Below are 18,054 nucleotides of genomic sequence, written 5' to 3'. Positions count from 1 at the left end.
CGTCCCGAGCCGTCGCAGCCGACGTGCCACCGGCGACGGGACCCGGCGGTGAGCACCCTGGCCACCGCCACCACGACGTCCGTCGTACCGACGCCCGTCGACCCCGACGACCGCCGCCCGTGCGAGGAGGACACCGTGCCGCACGCCTTCGATCCCCAGCACCCCCGACCGGTCGCGCTCGGCGAGGTCGCCGCGGCGGCCGGAGCGGGACCACTGAGCGCTGCCGCCGCACAGACCGCCGTCACGGGCGTCGCGGTCGCCACCGAGGACCTCCGACCCGGATGGCTCTTCGTCGCGGTGCCCGGTCGTCGTGCCCACGGTTCGCGTCACGTCCACGCGGCCCGGGCTGCCGGAGCGGTTGCGGTCCTCACCGACGACGCCGGGGCGCGGGACGCTGCGCTCGCGGGGTTGCCGACCGTGGTCGTCCCGGATCCACGCGCGGTCCTCGGTGCGGTCGCACGGGTGGTCTCGGGCAGCGCCGACCCCGGCTTCCCGCTGTTCGGCGTCACCGGCACCAACGGCAAGACCACCACGGTGTCGGTCCTCGACGCGGTCATGCGGCGGCTCGGGTGGACGACCGCCATGACCTCCACCGCCGAACGCCGCATCGCCGACGAGGTCGTGGCGAGCCGGTTGACGACGCCGGAGGCCACGGAACTCCACGCGTTCCTCGCGCGCGCCCGCGAACGCCACGTCGAGGGGGCCGCGATCGAGGTCAGCGCGCAGGGACTGACCCGCCACCGGGTCGACGGCGTGTGGTTCGACGTCGCCGGCTTCACGAACCTCAGCCACGACCACCTCGACGACTACGCGGACATGGACGACTACCTCCGCGCCAAGGTGCAGCTGTTCCAGCCGGACCGGGCCGGACGCGGCGTCGTGTCCCTCGACTCGGCCGCCGGTCGGGCCGTGGTCCGGGCGAGCGGCATCCCGGTCGAGACGGTCACGAGCGACCCGGACACGGCGGCGGACTGGCGGGTGACGGTCCTGGAGCAGCGCCCCGACGGCACCCGCTTCCGGATCGACGGACCGGGCGTGCACGTGACGACCGCGGTCCCGCTGCTCGGACGGCACATGGCGGCGGACGTCGGGCTGGCGGTCGCGATGCTGCGTGCCGGTGGCCTCGGGGCAGACGAGCTGGTCGGTGCGGTCGACGGGACGCTCGACGTCGTCGTCCCGGGTCGCATGGCCGACGCGTCCGCCGCGACGGGCCCGCGTGTGTTCGTCGACTTCGCCCACACCCCGGACGCCTTCGCGAAGAGCCTCGCGGCGATCCGGGCCTTCACCGCCGGGCCGGTGGCGATCGTCCTCGGCGCGGACGGCGACCGCGACCCGAGCAAGCGCGGCCCGATGGGCGCCGTCGCGGCGACGATGGCGGACGTCGTCGTCGTCGCGGACCACCACCCGAGGTTCGAGGACCCGGACGTCATCCGGGCGGCGGTCCTCGACGGCGCGCGGCGGTCCGGAGGGACGGCGAGCGTCGTGGAACTGGCCGACCCGGCGCAGGCCGTCCGCCACGCCCTCGCCGCGGTGGGGGAGGACGGCGTCGTGTACTGGGCCGGTCCGGGCCTGACCGACTACCGGGACGTCCGCGGCGTGCACGTGCCGTACTCGTCCTTCCGGGACGCACAGGCCGCGCTCGCGGAGGCCGGTCACCCCGCCCGGGAGGCCGTCCCGGTGTCGTGACCGTCGCGGGCGACGTGGTCGCGGCCCGTCCGGCGTCGTTCCGCCCGCCGCCGCCGGCGCCGCATCGCGGACACCGTCCCGGTGGCGGTCATGACGAGGCCGTAGGCGAGCAGTGCGCCGGCGAGCGTCGGCAGCAACCACGTCCGTGACCCGTTGACCACCTGGTTGACCGCGCCGAGCCCCGGCACGCTGTACCAGACCTCGCCGCGGACCTGTGCCGGGATCACCGGGTCGGGATCGACCGCGGCGTTCGCGTCACCGCGGAACACGAACGTCCGGGTGCCGTCCGAGGACGCCCCGATCGCGACGACCCGGTGCGTGACCACCTCGGGTCGACCCGAGACGATCTGGTAGGTGACGACGTCCCCGACGCGGATGTCCTCGGGTGCCACCGGCCGGACGACCACGAGTGTCCCCGGCGGCAGGGTCGGCTCCATCGACTGCGTCAGGACGGAGAGCGGCACCGAGCCGGTGGCCTTCGGCAGCACGACGAGCACGACGGCCAGTGCCGCCACGAGCAGGACCAGGCCGGTGCTCAGCCCGAGTCCGACCGCGCGGAGGACCGCCGGCAGCCCGGTCGGGACGCGTCGGACGACGGGCCGGGCGGCGTGGCGGGGTCGTGCCGCGCCTCCCGACCGGGTGCCGCTGCTGATCGCGGTCATGCGCCGCACCGGATGGCGGGGCCGGCGTCCGGTTTCGTGAACAGGGTGACCGGGCCACTGCCGGCCACGTCGGTCGTGGGGCGTCCGTCGGCGTCCAGGGGACGGATGTCGACGACGACCGTGGTGGCGCCCCCGGCGCTCGGGGTGACCTGCTCGGGAGCGAGGGTGATCCGTCCGTAGCGGCCGGGCTGGGCGTCCCCGACCTGCCGGTCACCGACGAAGGCGGCGTACCGGGTGTCCTCAGGGCGACCTCCCTGCGCCCAGCGCAGTTCGACGTAGTTGTGGTCGGACGCCTCGTCCGCGCAGGTGAACGTCGGCAGGTCGGTCCCGGTGTTGAGGTAGAACCCGCCCCAGACGGTGTCCGACACCCAGGTCGCGTTCGACGTCGTCAGGACGACGTGGACGTCCGTCGTCGCGTTCGTCGGGGCACTCGCCGTGACGACCGAGCGGACGCACCACACCGCTGACGCTCCCGCAGGCAGCGGGGACCGCAGGCTCGGCAGGGCCGCCCAGGTACCGCGGACGGCGCCGGGGCCGACCGGGGCGTCGGCCGTGCAGTCGGCCGGGGCGGCGACGGGCCACGCCGCGACGTCGACGGCCTGTGCGAGCGGTGTGGAGCCGCCGGCGACGACCGTCCTGGTCGCGGTGGTCCCGGGGATGTTCCCCGCGTTCTCGAGCGTGACCGGGCGGGTGACCGAGCGGGAGGTCGTCGAGTAGGTCGTCGTGATCGCCTCGGTGCCCGAGATGGCGGCCGAGACCTTGCCGTTCGTGACGCTGGACCGGGTGCTCCCCGTCGCCGTCCAGAGCGCCCACGCCGCCGATGACGTGCTGCCGACGAGGACCCCGACGAGGACGAGGACGAGGAGGCCGCGGAGACGTCCCGTCACGGTGCGACCTGGGTGCCGGTCACCGTCACGGTGAAGTCGGTGACCGCGCCGGAGACGGACTGCGGGGCGTCGGCGTCGAGCACCATCTCGAGACAGGCGGTGGCCCGGACGCCCACCGGGAGCGTGTAGTAGCCGCTGCCGGTGTCGAAGGCAGCGGGACGGGCCGCGTACCCGCCGAGACCCGGACGGCAGTCGGAGGCCCGTGCGACGGGGGCGAGCCGGAGCGTGAGCTCGTCGAGGACGGCAGCGGCGGGGACGGACGCGTACGCGACCTCCGTGGTCGTCGTCGCCAACCGGACGGACAGCGGGACGGTGCCGGCGTTCCGGACGGAGAAGGTACCGGTCGTGCTCGTCCCCGGCGCCAGAGCTGCTGTGTTCATGGCCGTGAGGGAGCTGACGACGAGGCTGGCGGTGCCCGACCGGACCTGTGCACCGTCCGTGGTGGTGCTGCTGTTCCAGAGGGCGTAGGTGCTGCCACCGCCGGCGACCGCGATCGCGACCGCCCCGACGAGCACCAGCGCGACCGGCCACGCCCAGCGCCGCCGTCGCGGTGCGCGGTGGCGTCCCTGCGTCGGTCTGGTCGTCGTCATGGTCGTCCCCCTCGGACGTCGTGGTCCTCGTCGTGGTCCTGTGGTGGTCGGGACGACGGAGGGATCCGACCCCGTCGTCCGCGGGCGGTCAGGCGGTCAGCCGGTCAGGACCGCTCCGAGCCGATCGCGGTCTGCGTGAGCGTGAACGTGAGGGCGCCGACGTCGACGGTGCCGTCCTTGCCCGTCGTGGCCGACTCGGGCAGGGCGATGGTGAAGGTCACCGTGACCGTCGACGAGCCCGCGCCGGGCGAGACCGTGAAGACCGTGTCGTCGGCCGTCGGCGCGATCGCGGCGGTCGACGAGGTGACCGCGAGGGTCTTCTCGGTCGCGGCGACGAGCCCGGGGTCGCCGGTGATGCTCTGCTGCGCGTAGGTGAGTTCCGCGCTGAGGTCGTCGCCGGTGGCCTCGACCACGAGGGTCTGCGTGAAGCGGTAGGTGTTGCCGGGGACCATCAGCACCGATGCGGGGTCGATCGTGTCCGCGCGACCGTTCGTGATGTCCGTCCACGTCCCGTCGTCCGCGGCCTGCAGCGTGAGGGTGCCGGAGCTGACGGCCGTCGCGGCGGTGCTGGCGCTCGCGTTCCAGAGGGCGAAGGAGCCGGCTCCGCCGAGGAGGAGTGCGACGCCGGCGGCGCTCGCGATGGTGCCGGTCACGATCTTGTGCATGGTTGTTCCGTTCCTGCGCAGGGCAGCGCTGTTGGCGTCTTGGACTTCGGGAGAGCCCGACGGGACGGCTGTCACCGACCCCTGCGTGCAGGGGCCGCGGCTGACCGGTGCCGGAGGACGACCGGTGCCCAGGAGTGAGGGAAACTCGGACGCGGTCGTCCTGTCGCTGACGGTACCCGGTCCCCCATTGTGCGGACAGGCCGATGTCCGCTTGCCTCCTCCCCAGTTCGGGGGCGGTGCTCCCGCCGCGCGCGTCGGCCGTGGAATGCTCGTCAGGTGGTTGCAGTTGCATCGACCGGATCGAGGAGGGTCACATGGGCTTCGTGCGGTGGTTGTTCGAAGCGCACCTCGTCATCGGCGACCAGACGGTGCTGTGGCGCGAGGTGATCGGGAACGCGTTCGGTCTGCTCAGCGCCCTCGGTGGCATGCGGCGCCGGGTGTGGGCCTGGCCCGTCGGCATCGCCGGCAACGCCCTGCTGTTCACCGTCTTCATGGGGGCGCTGTTCGACACGCCCAACCCCGTCAACCTGCTCGGCCAGGCCGGCCGCCAGGTGATGTTCATCCTGGTGAGCGTCTACGGCTGGTACCGGTGGACGCACCGGTCGGACGACACCGCGAGGGTGCTCGAGCCGCACTGGGCGTCGTGGCGGTCCCGCGCGCTGCTCGTCCTCGGGTTGGTCGGCGGTACCGCGCTGCTGACCCCGGTGTTCCGCGCGCTCGGGTCCTACGAGCCGGTGTGGAGCGACGCCTGGATCTTCGTCGGGTCGCTCCTGGCCACCTACGGCATGGCGAAGGGGTGGGTGGAGTTCTGGCTCGTCTGGGTGGCCGTCGACCTGGTGGGCGTCCCGCTGCTGTTCTCGGCCGGCTACTACGCCTCGGGCCTCATGTACGTCGTCTACGGCGCGTTCACGCTGGCCGGCTTCTTCGTCTGGATGCAGCAGCGCCGCCGGCCGTCGGCGGCACCCGTCACCGTCGGCTGACCGACGGGGGCCCGTGGCCCGTCCACCACGGGCGGCCCGTCACCGGGAGCGCGGCACCGACCCCGTCCGGCGCCACGCGGCGATCTGCCGGAGCGTCACCTTCGAGCCGTACTGCGCGACCGAGTGCCGGAACAGGTACTCGGCGAACCAGAGCAGCAGCGCCGCGACGACGAACACCTCGACGACGCACACCACCGTCTCGAGGACCGAGAGCGACCCGACCGCGTTCCGCACCATCGCCGTGACCGGGGTGAACGTCGGGAAGTACGTGAAGAACGCGGCGACCGGCGACGACGGGGTCGTCGTGACGAAGAACGCGGCGTACAGCGGGATGATGACCGCGAACAGCGCCGCGGACTGCAGGGTCGAGGCGTCCTTGATCGTGGGGACCGCCGCGCCGACGGCGACGAACAGCGCAGAGGCCAGCAGCACCCCGCCGACCAGGAGCAGCGCCCCGGCGACCATACGCCACGGGTCGACCGCGAGGGGGCCGACCCGTCCGGCGACGAGCGGCAGCACCACGGCCAGTGACACCAACCCCGGCACCAGGAACACGCCGACCTGCACGAGTCCGACCAGCAGCATCGCGACGACCTTGCCGCGGATGAGGGTGCCGGCCGTGACGGTGGTGAGGATCATCTCGGAGATCCGGTTCTCCTTCTCCTCCACCACGACGGTCACCATCCGGGCGGCGAGCAGGACCACGAGCCCGAAGAACGCGGCGACGTAGAGCAGGGGCGGCACGACCGACAGCCAGCCCGGCGCGACGCGACCGTCGACGTAGGTCGTGACGTCGGTGGTCGGCGGCGACCGGAGGATGCGGACCGCCTCGGCGTCGTCCACGCCGGCGGCGACGCTCTGTCCGAGCACCCGTTCCGCGAGCGCCGCGTAGCCGTTGTTCGCGAACAGGCCGCGGTCGGCGCCCAGGACGGTGACCGCGGACCCGGACGGCTCCGCGGGGAACTCGATGAACGCGTCGAGGTGCCCGGAGCGCACGGCGGCGCGGTCGGCCGCCGGGTCCTCCGACGGCGACCCGCCCCACTTCGCCGCGATCCGCTCCGACACCAGTCCGGAGTGGTCGACGTAGTGGAACGGCGTCTTCGCCGCCGAGCCGCTCGAGACGGCCGAGTCGGTGCCCGCGGCCTGTCCGATCCCGACGAGCAGCGAGACCACGACGACGACGAGGGGGAGCGCGAGCGTGCCGATCCAGAACGCCGGCTTCTTGACCGCCCGGACGAACTCGAACCGGACGACGGTGCCCAGCCGGCTCACCGCGCCACTCCGACCGTAGCCGGACGGCCGCCGTCCGGGTCGGCGTCGGCCGTCGCGTCGTGACCGTACAGCTGCACGAAGATCTCCTCCAACGGGATGCGGCGCATCGCGAACGCCGTGACGTGCACGCCGGCGCCGACGAGCTCGGCGAGGATGTCGGAGCCGTCGGGGGCGGACGCAGCGGTGGGGACGAGATGGGCGACGTGCCCCTCGTGCCGGGCGAGCCGGTAGCGGTCCGACGGCGGCACGAGCCCGGTCAACCCGACCTCGGCGACCGCTCCGCCGAAGGCGTCCTGCACCTCGGGGACGGTGCCGTACGCGGCCGCGACGCCGTCCTTGAGGAGCAGGATCCGGTCGCACAGCCGTTCGACCTCGTCCATCTGGTGGGTGACGAGGACGACGGTCGCGCCGTCCGCCTTCCGCTCGGCGACCAGGTCGAGCAGCAGCCGCCGGTTCACCGGGTCGAGTCCCTTCGTCGGCTCGTCGAGGATGAGCAGGCGCGGACGGTCCATGATCGTGATGCCGAGCTGCACCTTCTGCTGCTGGCCGCCGGAGAGCCTGTCGATCCGCACCTTCGCCTTGTCGGCGAGTCCGACGCGCTCCAGGTACTCCGTCGACCACCGCGTCGCCGGTCCGCGCGGCATGCCGCGGAGGGCCGCGAAGTACGTCATCACGTCGATGACGGTCTCCTTGCGGTAGAGCCCGCGCTCCTCGGGCAGGTACCCGATGCCCCCGGTCGCCGGCCGGTACGGTTCGCCGTCGATCGTCAGCGTCCCGGACGTGGGGGTCGTGATGCCGAGCAGGGCGCGGATCGTCGTGGTCTTGCCCGAGCCGTTGCTGCCGAGCAGCCCGAACGTCTCGCCGGGGCCGACGCCGAACGTCAGGCCGTCGACGACGGTCCGCTCCCCGAACCGCATGACGAAGTCCCGCACGCTGATGGCTGCTCCGGCCACACGGCCCCCTCTCGACGTGCCGACCCTACCGAGGTCGGCTGTCGGAACCGGTCGCCGTCGGCGACCCCGGACGGACGGGAGGCCCGGTGCGCGACGTGCACCGGGCCTCCCGTCCGTCCCCGGGTCGCGTCAGGGCCGTAGCCAGGCGGTCCCCACGCCGGCGAGGACGCCGTCCGTCACCGGGGCGCTCGCGAGCAGCAGCTCGCCCTCGGGGAGCCGGTACGGCTCGTCGCCGAACACGGTGACGCTCGTCCACCCGTTCGGGCGGCGGAAGGCCAGGACGTCCTCGCGTCCGGTCTCGAGCCACTCCAGGTGCTCCTCGGACTGCAGCGCGCGGCGCAGCCGGAGTGCCGCGCGGTACAGGTTCAGGGTCGAGTCGGGGTCGGCGTCCTCGGCCTCGACGCTCGACGCCGCGAACCAGGCCGGCTGCGGCAGGTGCGCACCGCCCGGGCCGAACCCGAAGCTCTCGCCCGTCCGGGTCCACGGGATCGGGACGCGGCAGCCGTCACGACCGACGTCGACGCCCGGGTTGCGGAAGTACGCCGGGTCCTGGCGGTCGGCGTCCGGGACGTCGCCGACCTCGTGCAGGCCGAGCTCCTCGCCCTGGTACAGGTACGCGGAGCCGGGCAGCGCGAGCTCGAGCAGGGTCGCGGCGCGCGCCCGGCGCAGGCCGAGGTCGCGGTCCAGGTCCTCCTGTGACCCGCCGGCGAGCAGCCAGGCGCTGCCCTGCTTGTCGGTCGAGGGGGCGTGCTCGGCGTCGCCGCTGCGCGGGGGCAGCGCGTACCGGGTGGCGTGCCGGACGACGTCGTGGTTCGAGAACACCCAGGTGGTCGACGACCCGGACTGCTCCGCCAGACCGAGGTTGAACTCGATGACCGAGCGGAACTGCCCGGCGTCGAAGTCCGCCTCGAGCAGGTCGAAGTTGAAGGCCTGCCCGAGTCCCTCGGCGCTGGCGTAGCGGGCACGCCGGTCCGCCGGCACCCAGGCCTCGGCGACCGCGGTCCGGGCCGGTGTGTACTCCTCGAACACCCGGCGCCACTCGGCGTAGATCTCGTGCACCTCGTCGCGGTCCCAGAGCGGGTGCGTGCCGTCCTTCGGCATCGCGGAGACCTCGGCCCATGTCGGCAGGTCGCCGTCCGGCAGGTCCTTCGCCAGACCGTGCGCGACGTCGATGCGGAACCCGTCGACCCCGCGGTCGGACCAGAAGCGCAGCGTCCGCAGGAAGTCGTCGCGGACCTCCCGGTTCGACCAGTCCAGGTCCGGCTGCTCCTTCGCGAAGCTGTGCAGGTACCACTGGCCGTCGCCCACCGCGGTCCACGCCGGGCCGCCGAAGATCGACACCCAGTCGGCGGGGGCGTCCTGGCCGGACGGACCGGTGCCGTCGCGGAAGACGTACCGGGCCCGCGCGGGGGAGCCCTTCGGGGACGCGAGCGCCTCGCGGAACCACGCGTGCCGGTCGCTCGTGTGGTTCGGGACGACGTCGACGATCACGCGGATGCCGGCGCCGTGCAGTGCCGCCACCATCGCGTCGAAGTCGTCGAGCGTGCCGAGCCGGGGGTCGACGTCCCGGTAGTCGTCCACGTCGTAGCCGCCGTCGGCGAGGGCGGACGGGTAGAACGGGCTCAGCCAGACCGCCTCGACGCCGAGGGACGTCAGGTACGGCACCCGGTCGGTGACACCGCGCAGGTCGCCGATCCCGTCGCCGTCGGCGTCCGCGAAGGACCTGGGGTAGATCTGGTAGACGCTCGCCTGCCGCCACCAGGTCTCGTCGGTCGCGGGGGTCGTCGGCTGCACGGCCGGGTCGAGCACGTCGGTCATGGGGTTGCTTCCTTCGGTCGGGGTCGGGGAGGTGCCGGTCACTTGATGGCCCCCTGCGTCACACCGGCCATGACCCACCGCTGCGTGATGAGGTAGACGATGATCGCCGGGGCCATCGCCATCAGGTACGAGGCGAACGACACGTTGTAGTTGTTGCTGAACTGGGTCTGGAACATCTGCTGCAGCACCGGCAGGGTCTGCAGTGCCGGGTCGGAGGTGATCAGCGACGGCATCACGAAGTCGTTCCAGGACGCGAGGAACGCGAAGATGCCGACGGTGGCGCTCATCGGTGCCAGCAGCGGGAACACGAGTCGCCAGAACACCTGCCCCGTGCTCGCACCGTCGATGCGGGCACTCTCCTCCAGCTCGGCCGGGATCGATCGCAGGAACGCGGTGAAGAGGAGCACGCTGAAGGACAGCTGGAACATGACGTGCAGGATCGCGACGCCGATCGGGTTGTCGAGCCCGACCAGTCCGGTGAGCTTCACCTGCGACAGGGCGAGCACGGGGAACGGCAGGAACATCGCGGCGAGCAGGTAGAAGAACGACCACCGGAACAGGCGGCGGTCCCAGTTCCGGGCGATCGCGTACGCGGTGAACGAGGCGAGCAGGATCGTGCCGGCGACGGTGATCGCCGCGACGAGCACCGAGATGCCGAAGGCCCGCGGGAAGTCGGTCAGCTCCCAGGCCTGCGCGAACCCGTCGACGCTGAACGGGGCGGGGAGCGAGAACGCGTTGCCGTCGACCGCCTGCCCGGTGGTCTTGAACGCCATCGTCAGGGTGACGTAGAGCGGGACGAGCACGGACAGCGCGCAGAGGACGAGGACGATCGTGACCGGCCAGTTGGCGCGCTCGCGCCGACCCGCGCCGCGACCGCCGGCGGTCCGGTCGGCGTCCACGGACCGGATGCTGCCGGTCGCCGTCGTGCCCGGTCGGAGGGGTGCTTGCAGGGACATCAGAGCGCTGCCTTCCCGCGGGTGGCCCGCAGCTGGATCACGGCGATCACGACGGCGATCACGAAGAAGATCGTCGCGTTGGCCATCTGGTAGGCGTAGTCGCCGCCGTTGAAGCCCTTGAAGATCGACATCGCGACGCTGGTCGTCGAGGTGCCGGGGCCACCGTCGGTGAGGCCGACGATGATGTCGTACGAGTTCAGGAAGTTCTTGAAGCCGATGACGAGGTTGATGAGGATGTACCCGGCCGTCAGCGGCACGGTGATCGACAGGAGCTGGCGCCATCCGCCGGCACCGTCGAGCGATGCCGCCTCGTACACCTCGCCGGGGATCGACAGCACCCCGGCGATGTAGATGAGCAGGGTCGAGGGGATCGCCTGCCAGGCGGTGACGACGACGATCGCGATCCACGCCAGGTCCGGGTCCGCCAGGATGCTCTGCTCGAGCGGGGCGATCCCGAGCGTGGTCGCGAGCGCCGGCAGGCTGTTCGCGAACAGGAACGAGAACACGTAGGCGATGACGATGCCGGAGATGACCATCGGCAGCACGAACACCGCCCGCAGCGCGATCTTGCCGCGCACCTTCGAGGTCAGGGCGATCGCGAGCAGGAACGCCACCGCGTTGACGACGAGCACGGTGACGAGCGAGAACCCGATCGTGAACAGGTACGCCTGCAGGATCGCCGGGTCGGAGAACACCGCGACGTAGTTCGTGACGCCGATGAAGCGGAACTCGCCGAACCCGACGGAGTTCGTGAAGCTCAGCACGATGCCCATGACGGCGGGGAGCGTGATGGCGAGCGTGAACAGGACGAGGGTGGGCAGCAGGAACGCCAGGAACAGCGGATCGGTGCGCGGGCGTCGCCGGCGTCCGGCCGGGAGGCCCGTGGTCCGCGCGTGCGTGCGGCTCGCGGACGCCTTGGTGGTGAGGGTCATGGTCGTCTCCTTCACGCGGCCGAGCGGAGCGCCAGGCGCGCCCAGTCGGAGTCGAGGGTGCGGAGCTGTCGCTGTGGGTCGCCGCCGAACGCGATCGACTGCGCGTAGTTCGCGACGGGGATCTCGGCGGGGATGAGCTGCGAGGCGCCGAGGTAGAAGGCGGCGTCGTCGTAGTACGACTGCATGCCGCGCAGGGCCGGGTTCGACGCGGGCGGGGCGTCCTCGCGGACGCCGAACCCGTTGTTGTCCGCGTTGTACCGGTCGTTCACCGCCGGAGTCATGAGGAACGACAGGAACTCCCGTGCCGCCTCCTGCTTCCGGGACGCCTCCGGGATCCAGAGCGCCAGGTCGACGTTGACCCGTACCTTCCGGTCGGCGGGGTCCTCGGTCACGGGCAGTGGGAACGTCCCGAGGTCCATGTCGGGCGTGGTCTTGGCGATCTCGCCGAGCGCCCACGGCCCCTGCAGGTACATCGCCGCCTTCCCCTGCGCGAAGGCCAGGTTGCCGTCGCCGTACCCGCGGCTGACCGCCCCCGGCTGGTGCCACTCGCGCAGCTGCGCCATCCGCTCCATCGGGGCGGCGAAGTCCTCCGCGAACGACGGCGCCGAACCCGTGCCCACGCGGGTCCCTGCCGCGCGGAGTGCCGCGAACGTCGCCGGGGTGTCGATCATGCCGCCGATGCTGTAGTCGAACATGCCCTGCGCGATCGTCCAGTTGTCCTTGAACGTGCCGTACAGCGGCGTGATGTCGGCCTGCTGCAGACGCCGGCACAGGTCGGCGAACTCGGACCACGTCGTCGGGACGTCGAGCCCCTGCGCGGCGAACAGCGCTCGGTCGTAGATGACCGACGCGGCGGTCACGGAGTACGGCAGCGCGCTCTTCCGGCCCGGGTAGTCGGCGGTCTGCTCCATGAGCGGCCACAGGTCGGGGTTGATCGTGGCGGCCTCGGGCAGGTCCGAGAGGTCCGTGAGCGCCCCGTGCTCCACGAAGGGCACGACGGAGAAGTTGTAGTTCCAGCAGCCGAGGTCCGGCGGGCTGTTCCGCACGAAGTTCGCGGACATGCTCGACGTCGAGTCACGGACCACGCGGATCCGCGACTGCGTCCGGTGGAACTGCGCGATGAGTTCGTCGAAGTACCCGATCACCTCGGGTTTCGACACGTAGAAGCTGATCGTCTCGGGTCGTGCTCCGGCGGACCCGACCGGCGCACAGCCGGCGAGTGCGAGGCCGCTGGCGATGCCGCCCGCCCCGAGCAGGAACGACCGCCGGCTCAGCGCGGAAGCGCTGCCGACCCGTGTGGCGCGTGGTTGCACGTCGTCTCCGTTCGCCGGGACCGGCGCCCTCGCCGTCCCGGTGCACGAGCGGCTCCGATGCCGCCCGCTGAACTAAATATACGGACAATATCTACTCGCGCAAGCAATCCGGGCCGCGGTAGTCTCCCTCCATGCCGCAACGTCGAGGGTCTCCCCGTGCCTCCAGCGCGGAGACCGTGCTCGACCACGCGCTCGACGTCGGCGTCTTCACCGCGTCCGAGGCGATGGAGTCCACCGGCCTGACCCGCTCGACGGTGCTCGCCGCGTGCGAGGACCTCGTCGCCCGTGGCTGGCTGACGGAGCTCGACGACGCGCGCACCGCCGGCGAGTACCGCATCGGTCGACCCGCACGGCGCTACGAACTCGACCCGACGGCGGGACTCGTCGTCGGCGTCGACGCCGGACAGCACCGGGTCGCTGCGTTCGTCGCCGACCTCCGCGGCGCCGTGCTCGCGCGCGCGGAGACCGACCTCGGCACGCGGGGGCTCGACGTCGGGTTCCGGCTCGACGCGGTCGGGACCACCGTCGCCGCCGCGCTCGCCGCAGCCGCAGCGGACGCCGAACGGGTCCTCGTGACGACCGTCGGTGTGCCCGCACCGGTCGACGCCCGCGGCGCCTCACCGGACGACGGAGGCTTCTGGGTCCGCATGAACCCCGGCTTCGCCACGGTCGTCCCCGGCGCTCGGGTCGTCGTCGAGAACGACGCGAACCTCGCCGCCTTCGCGGAGCGGCCGTCCGCTCCGGAAGCGTCCTTCGCAGCGCTGCTCGCGGGGGAGCGGTTCGGTGCCGGCCTCGTCGTCGACGGTGTGCTGCTCCGCGGGTCCCGTGGCGGCGCGGGGGAGCTGCGCGCCCTCGAGCTCGTCGTGGGCGTCGGGTCCTCCGACGGTCTCGGCGCCGCCGCCCGGACCGCCGTCGCCGCTGCGGTGGAGGCCGGACGGATCGACCCGGACAGTCCCCTGGGCCGCGCCGTCGCGGGCGGTGGGGTCGACGCGGGTGCCGTGTTCCACGCTGCCGACGACGGCGACGCCGTGGCGCTCGAGGTCGTGGACCAGCTCGGGGACCTGCTCGCGCGGGTGTGTGTCCTGCTGGCGAGTCTGCTCGACATCGACCGCGTGGTGGTGGCCGGAGCGATCGCCGGGCACGCCGGGGCCGTCATCGACCGCGCCTCGGCCGTGCTCGGCAGCGGGCGGTTCGATCCGGTGCCGGAGATCGTCGCGTCGACGCTCGGGGCGGACGTCGTCGTCACCGGTGCCGTCGCGCTCGCGCTCGACACGGTCCGGGCGGACCCCCTGTCGTTCGAGCTGCGGCCGACGGACGCGTCGGTGGCCGTCGGCTGACGAGCCGCCCCGTCCCGACCGACGAGTGGCGCCCGGCGGTGGCACGATGGACGGCGTGGAGGACGAGCACGAGCGCGCGGTCGCGGTGCGCGCCGTCGCGTCGTACCGCCCGTCCCGGTCCCGCCGTCGGCCGGTGCGCGTCTGCCGGTACGACGCCTGGTGGCCGGACGGGCACATCACCCACGACGTGTCGTTCAGCCGGGCGACGGGCCGCCGGGCGCCTGCCGATCTCGAGACCCTCGTCCGCCAGGTGCAGGGAGCGTGCCCCCGGATCGGCGTCGGACGCTGGATCGACGAGCACGGTGCGGTGCTCGTCGGCCCGGCCGAGCCGTCTGTCCCGCCCGGAGCCGGAGCCGGGAGGCCCGTGCCCTGGCCGCCGTCGGGGCCCCCGGTGGTGGGACGGTCGCGGCGGGCTTCCGTCCGCCTCGGTCTCGGCACCGCCGGGGTCCTGCTGCTCGGCGGCGCCGTCGTGCTCGTCCGGGTGTCGCCCACCGACCCGCTCGGCGTCGTCGGCGTGCTCTGCGGGATCGTCGGTGTCGTGCTCGGACGGGCTGCGCTCCGTCGACGGCGCTGACGCTGACGCTGACGCCGGGGCCTGCCGTCGCTCCGGCCGCTGCGGACCGACGGCGTCGTCGGCGTCCGCGCACGGACACGGTCGCCGCGCTTCCCGCGGTCGCCCGCCGGGTCAGCGCGGCAGCGTGGCGAGCACCTCGGCGGCCCGTGCGGCGTCCTCCGCCGAGACGTCCAGGTGGGTGACGAGCCGCACCGTCGTCCGTCCGAGTCGCATGACCCGGACGCCCGCGGCCTCGGCGGCGGCGACGAAGGCGTCCGGGTCGGACACCTGCGCGAAGACGATGTTCGTGTCCACGGTCGCGGGGTCGACGTCGAGCGCCGCGGCGAGCACACGGGCGTTCGCGTGGTCCTCGGCCAGGCGGTCGACGTGCTCGTGCAGGGCGTACCGCGCGGCAGCGGCCAGCATGCCCGTCTGCCGCATGCCCCCGCCGTAGCGCTTCCGCCAGATCCGCGCGGCGGCGATCCGGTCCGCCGACCCGACGAGCACGGACCCGACGGGTGCGCCGAGGCCCTTCGACATGCAGACCGACACCGTGTCGAACCCGCTCGCCAGGTCGCGGAACGGGGTGCCCGACGCCACGTGGGCGTTCCACAGTCGGGCGCCGTCCAGGTGCAGGCCGATGCCGTGCTCGCGGGCGAACGCCTGCACGGCACGGACCTCGGCGACGGGCTGCACGGTGCCGCCGCCGAAGTTGTGGGTGTTCTCGACCGCGATCGCCGTCGTCGACACCGAGTACGCGCCGGCGTTCGGCTCCGCGATCTCCCGCACCGCGTCGGCGACCAGGCGGCCGCGCTCGGACGCCCAGGTCCGCGTCGTGATGCCGGAGAACACCGCGGCGGCACCGAGCTCGGCGCGGACGACGTGGGCCTGCACGTCGGCGAGCAGTTCCTCGCCGGGGCCGACGAGCAGGCGGAGCCCGAGCTGGTTCGCCATCGACCCGGACGGGGTGAAGAGGCCGGCCTCGTGCCCGAGGAGCGCGGCGACCTCCCGCTCGAGCGCGGTCGTCCCGGGGTCCTCGCCGAACACGTCGTCACCGACGTCGGCGTCGACCATGGCGCGGCGCATCGCCGGGGTGGGACGGGTGACGGTGTCGGAACGCAGGTCGATCACCGGACAACGGTAACCCGGAGACGGCCCTCGTCTGCACGGCCCGGCTACGGTGTGCGACATGCAGCCTCCCGCTCCCGGAACCCTCCGCGTCCTGCACCTGTCGGACACCCACCTGACCGGCGACGGCGCCCTGCACCAGGGCACCGTCGACACCCCGGCGGCGCTGACGGCCCTGCTCGACCACGTCGACGGGCTCGACGGCGTGGGGCTCGTCGTCGTCTCCGGCGACGTGTCCGAGGACGGGTCCCCGGAGTCGTACGCGACGGTCCGCGACCTGGTCGGCGGTTGGTCGGGGCGGCACGGTGCCGCGTTCGTGACCGTCCCCGGCAACCACGACCGGCGGGAGGGGTTCCGCAGGGTCCTGTTCGACGGACACGTCCTCGGCGAGGGCGGGCGTCCCCTGATGCACACGATGGAGCACCACGACCCCGCGGTCCCGGTGGCCGGGCAGTCCCTCGTCGCGGGGCGCCGGATCGTCACCGTCGACACGAGCGTCCCGGGCGCCGGGTACGGCGAACTGTCCGTGACCGCGGCGGACCACCTGCGGACCGCCCTCGCCGAGCCGGCACCCCACGGGTCCGTCGTCGTCCTGCACCACCCGCCGCTGCCCGCACCGACCTCGCTGCACGACGCGCTGAAGCTCCGCAACCCCGAGGACCTGGCCGCCGTCCTGCGGGGGACCGACGTCCGGGTGGTGCTCGGCGGCCACTACCACCACCACTTCGCCGGGTCGCTCGGCGGCGTCCCCGTCCTCGTCGCACCCGGGGTCGCGAACGACAACGACGTCGCCGGGCCGTACGACGAGGAGACCGCGCTCGTCGGCACCGGCGCCCTGGTGGTCGACCTGGCCGAGGACGGCTCGATCTGGTCGACCCCGGTCCGCGTGCCCCGTCCGGACGCCGACCGGCGGGCGCTGCACCTCGACGGGGCCACCGCGGCCCGCATCGCGGCCGCCTTCGGTCCGTCCTGACCGGCGGCACCGCCGGTCGCCGCCGCCGGGACCACTGGACGGCAGGCACGTGCCGGACCCGTCTCCCGTCCCGCGGCGGGCCGCCGCGACGTGGCCCCACCGGACGGGAGGCGCCTGCCGGGCCCGCACCGTGCCTCCCGTCCGTCCGGTCCCTGCGAGTCCTCCACATCCGCGGGCCCCGACAGGGGAGCGGCGAGTAGGACGGACGGACACGAGGTCCGAGGAGGAAGACATGCGAACCGGTAGCGCAGTGCAGTACGAACGGTACGGCGACTTCGACGTGGTCGAGGTCGTGCCGCAGGAACGCCCCACGCCCGGGCCCGGCGAGGTCCTCGTCGAGGTCATCGCCGCCGGTCTCAACCACATCGAGCGGTTCCTCCGCGAGGGCAAGCTCCAGGACCACGTCCACGTCGACTTCCCGGCACGCCAGGGCGTCGACCTCGCCGGCATCGTCCGCGCCCGCGGCGACGGGGTGAAGGACCTGCGCGTCGGCGACGAGGTCATGGGCCACGCGCCCGAGGGCGGCTCACACGCCACCTGGGTGGTCGTGCCCCGCGACGCCGTCGTCATCAAGCCGACCCACGTCGGGTGGGAGGTGGCCGGCGGCCTCTACCTGGCGGGGTGCACCGCCGTCGACGTCGTCCGGAAGCTCCGACTCGGCCCCGACGACACCGTCGTCATCAGTGCTGCCGCCGGCGGCGTCGGGCACATCCAGTGCCAGCTCGCCCGCGACGCCGGCGCGACCGTCATCGGGCTCGGCAGCCCGCGGAACCACGACTACCTGCGCCAGATCGGCATCCTGCCGGTCGCCTACGGGGACGGTGAGGAGGCCCGGATCACCGAGATCGCGGAGGGCCGGCCGGTCACCGCCTTCATCGACAACCACGGTGACGAGTCCGCGCGCACGCTCGCTGGCCGGCTCGGTGTGGACGAGAAGCGGTTCGTGTCGTCGGACGACCGGCGTGACGCCGAACTCCGGTTCCTCCGTGCCCCGGCGTCCGACCCGGAGGCGCGTGAGCTCATCACGTACCTCGTGAAGGCCGTCGAGGACCGCCGCGTGCAGGTCCTGATCTCCGGTTTCTACCCGTTCGAGTACATCGTCGACGCGTACGAGGACCTGGCGGAGATGCACTCCCGCGGCAAGGTCGTCGTCGGCATGCAGCCCGTCGAGACCGGCGCCCGGCAGGACTGGTACCGGTCCGAGAAGGCCCGCGACCTCCGCGACGTCTACGCGCACGAGAAGGCCGAGGGGACCCTCGAGAGCGGCTCGCCCGCGGCCCGCGGCGCCGACTGAGACGGCCAGTGCCGCGGCGCCCGCAGTGCCGCAGTGCCGGGGCTGCTGTGCCGCG

The 18,054-nt window shown here is 73.2% G+C and carries 17 protein-coding genes; 6 read left to right on the top strand and 11 right to left on the bottom strand.

All coding sequences use genetic code 11. From position 1 onward, the window contains the following. The first annotated feature begins 48 nt into the window (after window positions 1–48). Window positions 49–1,686, top strand: a complete 1,638-nt coding sequence (locus DEI91_RS07345) for a Mur ligase family protein (RefSeq protein ID WP_258374329.1) — start codon at window positions 49–51, stop codon at window positions 1,684–1,686. Here DEI91_RS07345 and DEI91_RS07340 read toward each other — a convergent pair. From DEI91_RS07340 to DEI91_RS07325, 4 genes are all read right to left on the bottom strand, one after another. Then, window positions 1,653–2,348, bottom strand: coding sequence for a signal peptidase I (locus DEI91_RS07340; RefSeq protein WP_111051729.1), 696 nt, complete (start codon window positions 2,346–2,348; stop codon window positions 1,653–1,655). The genes DEI91_RS07345 and DEI91_RS07340 overlap by 34 nt on opposite strands. Continuing rightward, complete coding sequence (locus DEI91_RS07335; RefSeq protein ID WP_111051634.1) at window positions 2,345–3,235, bottom strand: hypothetical protein; 891 nt, start codon at window positions 3,233–3,235, stop codon at window positions 2,345–2,347. Before DEI91_RS07335 ends, DEI91_RS07340 begins: the two co-directional genes overlap by 4 nt. Then, window positions 3,232–3,825, bottom strand: coding sequence for a TasA family protein (locus tag DEI91_RS07330; RefSeq protein WP_111051633.1), 594 nt, complete (start codon window positions 3,823–3,825; stop codon window positions 3,232–3,234). Before DEI91_RS07330 ends, DEI91_RS07335 begins: the two co-directional genes overlap by 4 nt. Before the next feature lie 104 nt (window positions 3,826–3,929). Then, on the bottom strand, window positions 3,930–4,490 hold the full coding sequence (locus DEI91_RS07325; RefSeq protein WP_111051632.1) for an alternate-type signal peptide domain-containing protein: 561 nt from the start codon (window positions 4,488–4,490) through the stop codon (window positions 3,930–3,932). A 314-nt stretch (window positions 4,491–4,804) separates the two neighbouring features. On the opposite strand from DEI91_RS07325, the gene pnuC reads away from it, so the two are divergent. Further along, window positions 4,805–5,470 (top strand): nicotinamide riboside transporter PnuC, encoded by a 666-nt coding sequence (gene pnuC, locus DEI91_RS07320; protein ID WP_111051631.1) that lies wholly within the window; start codon window positions 4,805–4,807, stop codon window positions 5,468–5,470. A 39-nt stretch (window positions 5,471–5,509) separates the two neighbouring features. Here the strand turns inward: pnuC and DEI91_RS07315 are convergent, their stop codons facing one another. From DEI91_RS07315 to DEI91_RS07290, 6 genes are all read right to left on the bottom strand, one after another. Further along, the gene (locus DEI91_RS07315; RefSeq protein ID WP_111051630.1) at window positions 5,510–6,742 is read right to left on the bottom strand and encodes an ABC transporter permease; all 1,233 of its coding nucleotides are present in this window, start codon (window positions 6,740–6,742) and stop codon (window positions 5,510–5,512) included. Then, window positions 6,739–7,659, bottom strand: a complete 921-nt coding sequence (locus DEI91_RS07310) for an ABC transporter ATP-binding protein (protein ID WP_111051728.1) — start codon at window positions 7,657–7,659, stop codon at window positions 6,739–6,741. Before DEI91_RS07310 ends, DEI91_RS07315 begins: the two co-directional genes overlap by 4 nt. Window positions 7,660–7,824: 165 nt before the next feature. Then, complete coding sequence (locus DEI91_RS07305) at window positions 7,825–9,513, bottom strand: glycoside hydrolase family 13 protein (protein WP_111051629.1); 1,689 nt, start codon at window positions 9,511–9,513, stop codon at window positions 7,825–7,827. A 38-nt stretch (window positions 9,514–9,551) separates the two neighbouring features. Then, window positions 9,552–10,469 (bottom strand): carbohydrate ABC transporter permease, encoded by a 918-nt coding sequence (locus DEI91_RS07300; RefSeq protein ID WP_181439518.1) that lies wholly within the window; start codon window positions 10,467–10,469, stop codon window positions 9,552–9,554. Beyond that, window positions 10,469–11,401, bottom strand: coding sequence for a carbohydrate ABC transporter permease (locus DEI91_RS07295; RefSeq protein WP_111051726.1), 933 nt, complete (start codon window positions 11,399–11,401; stop codon window positions 10,469–10,471). The genes DEI91_RS07300 and DEI91_RS07295 overlap by 1 nt, the downstream gene beginning before the upstream one ends. 11 nt (window positions 11,402–11,412) lie before the next feature. Next, window positions 11,413–12,714 (bottom strand): ABC transporter substrate-binding protein, encoded by a 1,302-nt coding sequence (locus DEI91_RS07290; RefSeq protein WP_111051628.1) that lies wholly within the window; start codon window positions 12,712–12,714, stop codon window positions 11,413–11,415. A 131-nt stretch (window positions 12,715–12,845) separates the two neighbouring features. Here DEI91_RS07290 and DEI91_RS07285 point away from each other — a divergent pair, with 131 nt between their 5' ends. Next, window positions 12,846–14,051 carry an ROK family protein gene (locus DEI91_RS07285; RefSeq protein ID WP_111051627.1) on the top strand — a complete coding sequence of 402 codons (1,206 nt, stop codon included), beginning with the start codon at window positions 12,846–12,848 and terminating at the stop codon, window positions 14,049–14,051. A 55-nt stretch (window positions 14,052–14,106) separates the two neighbouring features. Further along, a complete protein-coding gene (locus DEI91_RS07280; RefSeq protein WP_146244230.1) occupies window positions 14,107–14,625 on the top strand; it encodes a hypothetical protein in 519 nt (172 codons plus the stop codon). A gap of 111 nt (window positions 14,626–14,736) precedes the next feature. Here DEI91_RS07280 and DEI91_RS07275 read toward each other — a convergent pair whose 3' ends face one another. Beyond that, window positions 14,737–15,735 carry a low specificity L-threonine aldolase gene (locus tag DEI91_RS07275; protein ID WP_258374327.1) on the bottom strand — a complete coding sequence of 333 codons (999 nt, stop codon included), beginning with the start codon at window positions 15,733–15,735 and terminating at the stop codon, window positions 14,737–14,739. 58 nt (window positions 15,736–15,793) lie between these two features. On the opposite strand from DEI91_RS07275, the gene DEI91_RS07270 reads away from it, so the two are divergent. Next, window positions 15,794–16,705 carry a metallophosphoesterase gene (locus DEI91_RS07270; RefSeq protein ID WP_111051624.1) on the top strand — a complete coding sequence of 304 codons (912 nt, stop codon included), beginning with the start codon at window positions 15,794–15,796 and terminating at the stop codon, window positions 16,703–16,705. Between the two features lie 232 nt (window positions 16,706–16,937). Then, window positions 16,938–17,999 carry an NADP-dependent oxidoreductase gene (locus tag DEI91_RS07265; protein ID WP_111051623.1) on the top strand — a complete coding sequence of 354 codons (1,062 nt, stop codon included), beginning with the start codon at window positions 16,938–16,940 and terminating at the stop codon, window positions 17,997–17,999. The last annotated feature ends 55 nt before the right edge of the window (window positions 18,000–18,054 follow it).

The organism is Curtobacterium sp. MCBD17_032 (assembly GCF_003234855.1).
Classification (GTDB): Bacteria; Actinomycetota; Actinomycetes; order Actinomycetales; family Microbacteriaceae; genus Curtobacterium.
The sequence above is the reverse complement of the archived record's forward strand: the minus strand, read 5'-3'. Positions and strand labels throughout refer to the sequence as shown.

What these genes read in the sequence shown, in the direction of transcription:
- DEI91_RS07285 (WP_111051627.1), top strand. Translation starts at nt 12,846, where the DNA reads ATGCCGCAACGTCGAGGGTCTCCCCGTGCCTCCAGCGCGGAGACCGTG.
- DEI91_RS07295 (WP_111051726.1), bottom strand. Translation starts at nt 11,401, where the DNA reads ATGACCCTCACCACCAAGGCGTCCGCGAGCCGCACGCACGCGCGGACC.
- DEI91_RS07270 (WP_111051624.1), top strand. Translation starts at nt 15,794, where the DNA reads ATGCAGCCTCCCGCTCCCGGAACCCTCCGCGTCCTGCACCTGTCGGAC.
- DEI91_RS07300 (WP_181439518.1), bottom strand. Translation starts at nt 10,469, where the DNA reads ATGTCCCTGCAAGCACCCCTCCGACCGGGCACGACGGCGACCGGCAGC.
- pnuC (WP_111051631.1), top strand. Translation starts at nt 4,805, where the DNA reads ATGGGCTTCGTGCGGTGGTTGTTCGAAGCGCACCTCGTCATCGGCGAC.
- DEI91_RS07325 (WP_111051632.1), bottom strand. Translation starts at nt 4,490, where the DNA reads ATGCACAAGATCGTGACCGGCACCATCGCGAGCGCCGCCGGCGTCGCA.
- DEI91_RS07305 (WP_111051629.1), bottom strand. Translation starts at nt 9,513, where the DNA reads ATGACCGACGTGCTCGACCCGGCCGTGCAGCCGACGACCCCCGCGACC.
- DEI91_RS07330 (WP_111051633.1), bottom strand. Translation starts at nt 3,825, where the DNA reads ATGACGACGACCAGACCGACGCAGGGACGCCACCGCGCACCGCGACGG.
- DEI91_RS07265 (WP_111051623.1), top strand. Translation starts at nt 16,938, where the DNA reads ATGCGAACCGGTAGCGCAGTGCAGTACGAACGGTACGGCGACTTCGAC.
- DEI91_RS07340 (WP_111051729.1), bottom strand. Translation starts at nt 2,348, where the DNA reads ATGACCGCGATCAGCAGCGGCACCCGGTCGGGAGGCGCGGCACGACCC.
- DEI91_RS07310 (WP_111051728.1), bottom strand. Translation starts at nt 7,659, where the DNA reads ATGCGGTTCGGGGAGCGGACCGTCGTCGACGGCCTGACGTTCGGCGTC.